General features: G+C 32.3%; 4 protein-coding genes. All 4 read left to right on the forward strand.

Translation table 11 applies throughout. The features are described from left to right. The first annotated feature begins 24 nt into the window (after positions 1-24). The gene (gene porU, locus ACKVOD_RS04680; protein ID WP_409208316.1) at positions 25-3,843 is read left to right on the forward strand and encodes a type IX secretion system sortase PorU; all 3,819 of its coding nucleotides are present in this window, start codon (positions 25-27) and stop codon (positions 3,841-3,843) included. A gap of 37 nt (positions 3,844-3,880) precedes the next feature. Continuing rightward, complete coding sequence (gene porV / locus ACKVOD_RS04685; RefSeq protein ID WP_409208317.1) at positions 3,881-5,056, forward strand: type IX secretion system outer membrane channel protein PorV; 1,176 nt, start codon at positions 3,881-3,883, stop codon at positions 5,054-5,056. 386 nt (positions 5,057-5,442) lie between these two features. Further along, positions 5,443-6,441 (forward strand): pyruvate dehydrogenase (acetyl-transferring) E1 component subunit alpha, encoded by a 999-nt coding sequence (gene pdhA / locus ACKVOD_RS04690; protein WP_409208318.1) that lies wholly within the window; start codon positions 5,443-5,445, stop codon positions 6,439-6,441. Between the two features lie 7 nt (positions 6,442-6,448). Then, a partial coding sequence (locus ACKVOD_RS04695; protein WP_409208319.1) for a biotin/lipoyl-containing protein occupies positions 6,449-6,705 on the forward strand: 257 nt, incomplete at its 3' end.

Raw genomic sequence — 6,705 nt, forward strand, 5'->3', positions numbered from 1 at the left:
TAATTTATTATCGTTTTTAGTACTATGAAAAAAAGCTTTTTATTTTTATTTATCCTTCTATCCTATTTTTCTCATGCTCAGAACACGGGTAATATTACCATTAATTGGCTTGAAAATAGAAAAATTAATATTGGGGAATTCAAAATTAAAATTCCAGTTTTTTCGGGCGAAAGTTTTAGTTACGATTCCTCTAAAAAATCTATTTTATACACTTTAAACATCCCAGAATCAGCTGCAATAAATGATTCTTCTGTAAAAATCACTGCTGTACAATATGAATCTCTAACTACTCAACAACTGGGAGATCTATCTCTAGATAACATTCCTACAAGTCCATCTGAATTTCTAAAAATAAATATTTCAAGAGATATAAAACAAGCTTTTTTAGTATTATCACCAATCATTAAAGACAATACAGGTTTTAAGCGTATTACCTCTTTTTCCTATTCTATTATGGGAAATGCTTATAAAAATATTTCACAAAAAACCAGCCGAAATTCTTCAGTTATAACAAAATCTGCGTTTGCAAATGGAGATTGGTATCAGTTTTATATTGAAAAATCAGGTGTTTATAAAATTTCTAACAAATTTCTACAAAGCCTAGGATTCAATACCGCTGGAATTAATCCAAAAAAAATAAAAGTATATGGTAATGGCGGTCGTATGCTACCGCTTTCAAACAACAGCAATTATCCATTAGACATCACAGAAAATGCAATACAAGTGATTAGCGAGAATGATGGTGTTTTTAATAGTGATGATTATATACTTTTTTATGCCGAAGGTGTAGACACTTATAACGAAGAAAGTGAAACCAATGTTAATCTATACGATACCAAATCCTATTATTATGTTACCCTAGAAGGCGGTGATGGAAAAAGGATTCAAAATATGATTCAACCAACAGGAGATATCTTTAAAAACACAACTGTTTTTGATGATTATCAATTCCATGAAGTTGATCTGGTTAATGTCGTGAATTTAGGAAGACAATGGTTTGGTGAATCTTTTGATTTCGATTCAGAACAAGAGTTCTCGTTTAATTTTCCTAACATTGACACTAGTAGTCCGGTGAAGTTAATGATCAAAACTGTAGCTGCGGCTTTCACAAATACCGAATTCAAAGTTTCTGCAAATGGTCAAAACATAGCAAGTGTAACCATTCCAGCAATTGTATCAAGTTCAGAAGCTAAATTTAATACCGCTTCATTACCTCCAAATAGCACAATTCCTGCCTCAGAAAACATAAAAATAAAACTAAATTATAACAATAAAGGAGTGCCGGGTTCAAAAGGATATTTGGACTACATTCGGCTCACATCCAAAAGAAAACTTCAAGGATACAGCAAACAATTTCATTTTCAATATAACTTAGCGGCTTCAGATAGCGGAATTATTAGTTATAACATTTCTAATGCCAGTGGAATTAGTCAAGTTTGGGATGTTACAGATATATATAATGTAACTAAAATTGAGAATCAAAATCAACAATCTTCCTTTTCAATTAAGGCAAATCTAGGGGAACTTAGAAAATATATTGCTATTGACGCTAAAGATTATTTCACTCCTTTAAAAAATAATAATCCTAAAATCACTAATCAAAACTTAAAAGGAAATTTTTACAACAACACAATTGATTACGCCATCATTACACCAAGTTTTCTTTATACCCAAGCCGAAAAATTAGCAAAATTTCATCGCTCCAATTCAAATTTAAACGTTAAAGTAATTACCCTTGAATCAATATATCATGAATTTTCCTCGGGCAAACAAGATATAGCAGCAATTAGAAATTGTATTAAATACATATACGATAACCCATTAAATGCATCCAAAAAAATAAAATATGTTAATCTTTTTGGTGATGCTTCGTATGATTATAAAAACCGAATTGTAAACAATACCAACATTGTTCCCATATATCAAGCTTTAAGTAGTAATACCGTTGGAGAATCCTCCTATGCGTCCGATGATTTTTATGTTCGCATTAATGGTGAAGACTACGATAATTCTTATGGAGGAATAGATATTGCAGTAGGCAGAATGTTAGTAAACGACGCCTTACAAGCCGAGGAAATGGTGAATAAAGTTGAGGAATACCATGACGTAAAATCATACGGAAGCTGGAGAAATAATTTTGTTGTCATTGCTGATGATTCAGATGAAGAATCTGACGCCTCGTTACAATTAAATCAGAATAGTATAGCTGATGCTGTTACATCTCAAAACCCATTTATAAATGCTAGTAAAATTTTTTTAGACTCCTATGATCAAGAATCTTCAGCTGGAGGCTATAGATACCCTAAAGCAAGAACCGATATATTCAGTGCTTTCGAAAAAGGAGCCTTAGTTTTTAATTATTTAGGACATGGAGGTGAAGACGGTTTATCCGCAGAGCGAATTTGGGAAAAATCAGATGGACAAAATTTGAGTAATCAATACAAATATCCATTATTTATAACCATCACTTGTGATTTTTCACGTTTTGATAATCCTTTTAGACCCACCGCTGGAGAATATACGTATTGGAATCCCAAAGGTGGAGCCATTTCAATGATTACTACAATTCGTGAAATAGGACAAGTTAGCGCTGAAAATTTCAATAAGCTGTTTGCTGAATATCTATATTCCTATGAAAACGGTGCTAATCAATATAACTCTATTGCCGAAAACTTACGATTAGCCAAAAACAAAAATCCCAATTCATCAACAAATGTTGTTTTTTATATTGGAGACCCCGCCATAATGTTAGCAATACCCAAACCAAAAATAGTGCTAACCAAGATAAATGATGTGCCTGTTTCACAAAATATTGATGTTTTTAAATCATTATCTAAAATGAAATTGACAGGCGAAATTACAAATGAGTACAATGCTCGTTTGGAAAATTATAATGGTGAACTCTTTACTAATATATTCGACAAAACAATTAAACGATTTACCCTAAATAATGATGGTAATAGTCCACCTATAAACTTCAATATACTAGGCGAGACCATTTATAGAGGAAACTCGAAAATAGAAAATGGACAATTCGAATTTAGTTTTGTTGTTCCAAGAGATATTCGAATTCCATTAGGCAACGGGAAAATTAGTTTTTATGCAAAAAAAACAAACCAACTTGAAAACGAATATGGTTATGATTCAATAAAAATTGGTGGAATAAATGAAAATGCAGAGCCAGACAATATTCCTCCAACTGTTAAGTTATATATGAATGATGAAAATTTTATTTCGGGAGGAATAACCAATGAATCGCCTTTTTTATTAGCAAATTTAGAAGATGAAAATGGAATCAATACTGCTAGTGGGATAGGTCATGATATTATTGCTATTTTAGACGGAAATGAGAGCAATCCTTATATACTAAATGATTACTGTCAAACAAATCTAAATGATTTCACAAAAGGAACTATTCGCTATCCTTTTAGAAATTTAGCAATAGGATTACACACTGTAACTTTCAAAGCTTGGGATGTATATAACAATCCTATTACTGACGAAATACAATTTATCGTAGTTGGTGATGAAACAGTTACATTATCAAATGTTCTTAATTATCCAAATCCGTTTGTCAATTATACTGAATTTTGGTTTACACACAATAGACCTTATGAGGATTTAGAAGTTCAAGTTCAAGTGATGACTATTACCGGAAAAGTAGTTTGGACAAAAAACCAAACCATTAGAAACGAAGGTTTTCTTTCTAGAGAAATTACTTGGGATGGTAAAGACGATTTTGGCGATAAAATTGGAAAAGGCGTATATGTTTATAGACTCAAAGTCAAATCAAATTTGACAAATAAAACAACTGAAAAAATTGAAAAACTTGTGAAACTTTAATAAAATACTATATTTGTTCCATCAATATCTATTACTAATGAAAAAAATACCATTAATTTTTATCTGTCTAATTTTTGTTTCTATTACAAAAGCACAAGAAGTAGGTGACAGAGTTATAACCACAGGAGTTTCTTTTTTATTAATTGCTGCCGATGCCAGAGCTGCGGGCTTAGCCGATCAAGGAGTTGCAACATCAGCCGATGCTTTTTCACAACAGTGGAACCCTGCAAAATATGCTTTTGGACTAAACAAAAACGGATTCTCGGTTAGTTACACTCCTTATCTAACTGATTTAGCCAATGATATTTCATTAGGTCAATTTACTTATTATAACAAACTTAATGAAAGAAGTTCATTTGCGGGTAGTTTACGTTATTTCGGTTTAGGAAATATTGAACTTCGTGATAACAATGGTAATTTAACAAGTACTGTATCTCCAAATGAGTTTGCATTAGACGGATCCTATTCATTAAAGTTAAGCGAAAAATTTGCAATGTCTGTAGCAGCAAGATACATTAACTCTAATCTTAAAGTAGTTAGCGATGTTGGTGATGCCTCGGCAGCTAGTACATTTGCAATAGATGTAGCAGGATTTTTTCAATCGGAAGAAATTGCATATAATACCTTTAATGGTAGATGGAGAGCGGGATTTAACTTTCAGAATCTTGGGCCTAAAATCAGCTACGACAATACCGAATTCAATAATAACTTCCTTCCTGCAAATTTAAAAGTAGGTACTGGTTTTGATTTCATTCTAGACGACTATAACAAAGTAGCAGTAAGCCTTGAATTATCTAAATTATTAGTTCCTACTCCTCAAAATGGCATAGATTTAAATGCAGACAACATTGTGGACGAGGAAGATACAACAATTGCTAATAATGAGTATAGTTCTACAAGCTGGACCTCTGGAATTTTCAAATCTTTTAACGATGCTCCAGATGGATTTAGTGAAGAATTAAAAGAAGTAAACTATTCATTGGGTGCTGAATATCTATACCAAGATTCGTTTGCTATGCGATTGGGATATTTTCACGAAAGCCCACAAAAAGGATCTAGAAAATTCTTCTCTCTTGGAGCAGGATTTAAATATAATGTTGTAAATGTTGACGTATCCTACTTATTTTCAGCTTCTAAAATTAGAAATCCATTAGAAAACACACTACGTTTCTCTCTGACTTTCAATTTTGGTGACAAATATGATGAATATTAGTAGCTGTTTTTATTCTTTATAAATAAAATTACAACATAAATACCTTTCAAATTTTTAATTTGAAAGGTATTTATGTTTTTAGCCAAATCATTACAAAAAACAGAATCTTTAAAAATAGAAACTTTAAAGTCTGTTTAAATAAGAAATTGTTATGAAAAATAAAAAAACACAGAAAATTGCGCTATTAATTTTCCTAACTCCTTGAAATGTTCTATTTTTGCATTTCGAGTTTTCAAACCAGAAAATTTAATTAATAAAACGTTTTCGTTCTGAATGAATTAACTAAAAAAACTACTTTATTCATTGTTATTGAATATTTTATAATTCAACATTGTTTTTTGTAGCCAGAAAGAGATAATAAAAATACCTAAGGATAAAAATCAATTATGAAAGAAGTTACAAAAGAAGTCTATTTAAAGTGGTATGAAGATATGCTACTATGGAGGAAATTTGAAGACAAATTAGCAGCATTATACATTCAACAAAAAATTAGAGGATTTCTTCACTTATACAACGGTCAAGAAGCCGTCTTAGCAGGTGCTCTCCACGCTATGGACTTAACTAAAGATAAAATGATTACCGCCTATAGAAATCACGTACAGCCTATTGGTATGGGTGTTGATCCTAGGAGAGTAATGGCAGAACTTATGGGCAAAGTAACTGGAACTTCTAAAGGTATGGGAGGCTCTATGCACATTTTCTCTAAAGAACATCGTTTTTATGGTGGACACGGAATAGTAGGTGGTCAAATTCCATTAGGAGCTGGTTTAGCCTTTGGAGATAAATATAACAATACAGGCGGTGTTACCATGACCTATTTTGGCGATGGAGCTGCCCGTCAAGGTTCGCTTCATGAAGCATTTAATATGGCAATGTTGTGGAAGTTACCAGTAGTTTTTATAGTAGAAAATAATGGTTATGCAATGGGTACTTCTGTAGATAGAACTGCAAATCATCCTGACATTTGGAAACTTGGGTTGGGTTATGAAATGCCTTGTGGTCCAGTTGACGGAATGAATCCGGTAAAAGTAGCTGAAGCAATGACTGAAGCCATCGAAAGAGCTAGAAGGGGCGACGGACCAACATTCTTAGAAATGAAAACGTATCGATATAGAGGTCACTCCATGTCTGATGCACAATTATATCGTTCAAAAGAAGAGGTAGAAGAATATAAAAAAATCGATCCAATAACACAAGTTTTAGATGTAATCAAAGATCAAAAATATGCTTCCGCCTCAGAAATTGAAGCTATCGATCAAAGAGTTAAAGACTTGGTTGAAGAATGTGTGAAATTCGCTGAAGAATCTCCATATCCAGATGTACAACAATTGTATGATGTTGTATATGACCAAGAAAATTATCCATTTATTCCTCACAAACTATAAATCTATTATGGCTACAATTATTACAATGCCACGTTTGAGCGACACCATGACCGAAGGAACTGTGGCAACTTGGTTAAAAAAAGTAGGCGATAAAGTAAGCGAAGGCGATATGCTAGCTGAAATTGAAACCGATAAAGCAACAATGGAGTTTGAGTCTTTCAATGAAGGTACTCTTTTATATATAGGTATTCAAGAAGGAGAAACTGCAGCTATTGATTCACTTTTAGCCATTATTGGAAATGAAGGTGAAGATATTGCTGCTTT

Source organism: Flavobacterium sp. (assembly GCF_046155325.1).
Taxonomy (GTDB): Bacteria; Bacteroidota; Bacteroidia; order Flavobacteriales; family Flavobacteriaceae; genus Flavobacterium.

Coding starts and splice junctions, on each gene's coding strand:
- pdhA (WP_409208318.1), top strand. CDS start 5,443: ATGAAAGAAGTTACAAAAGAAGTCTATTTAAAGTGGTATGAAGATATG.
- porU (WP_409208316.1), top strand. CDS start 25: ATGAAAAAAAGCTTTTTATTTTTATTTATCCTTCTATCCTATTTTTCT.
- porV (WP_409208317.1), top strand. CDS start 3,881: ATGAAAAAAATACCATTAATTTTTATCTGTCTAATTTTTGTTTCTATT.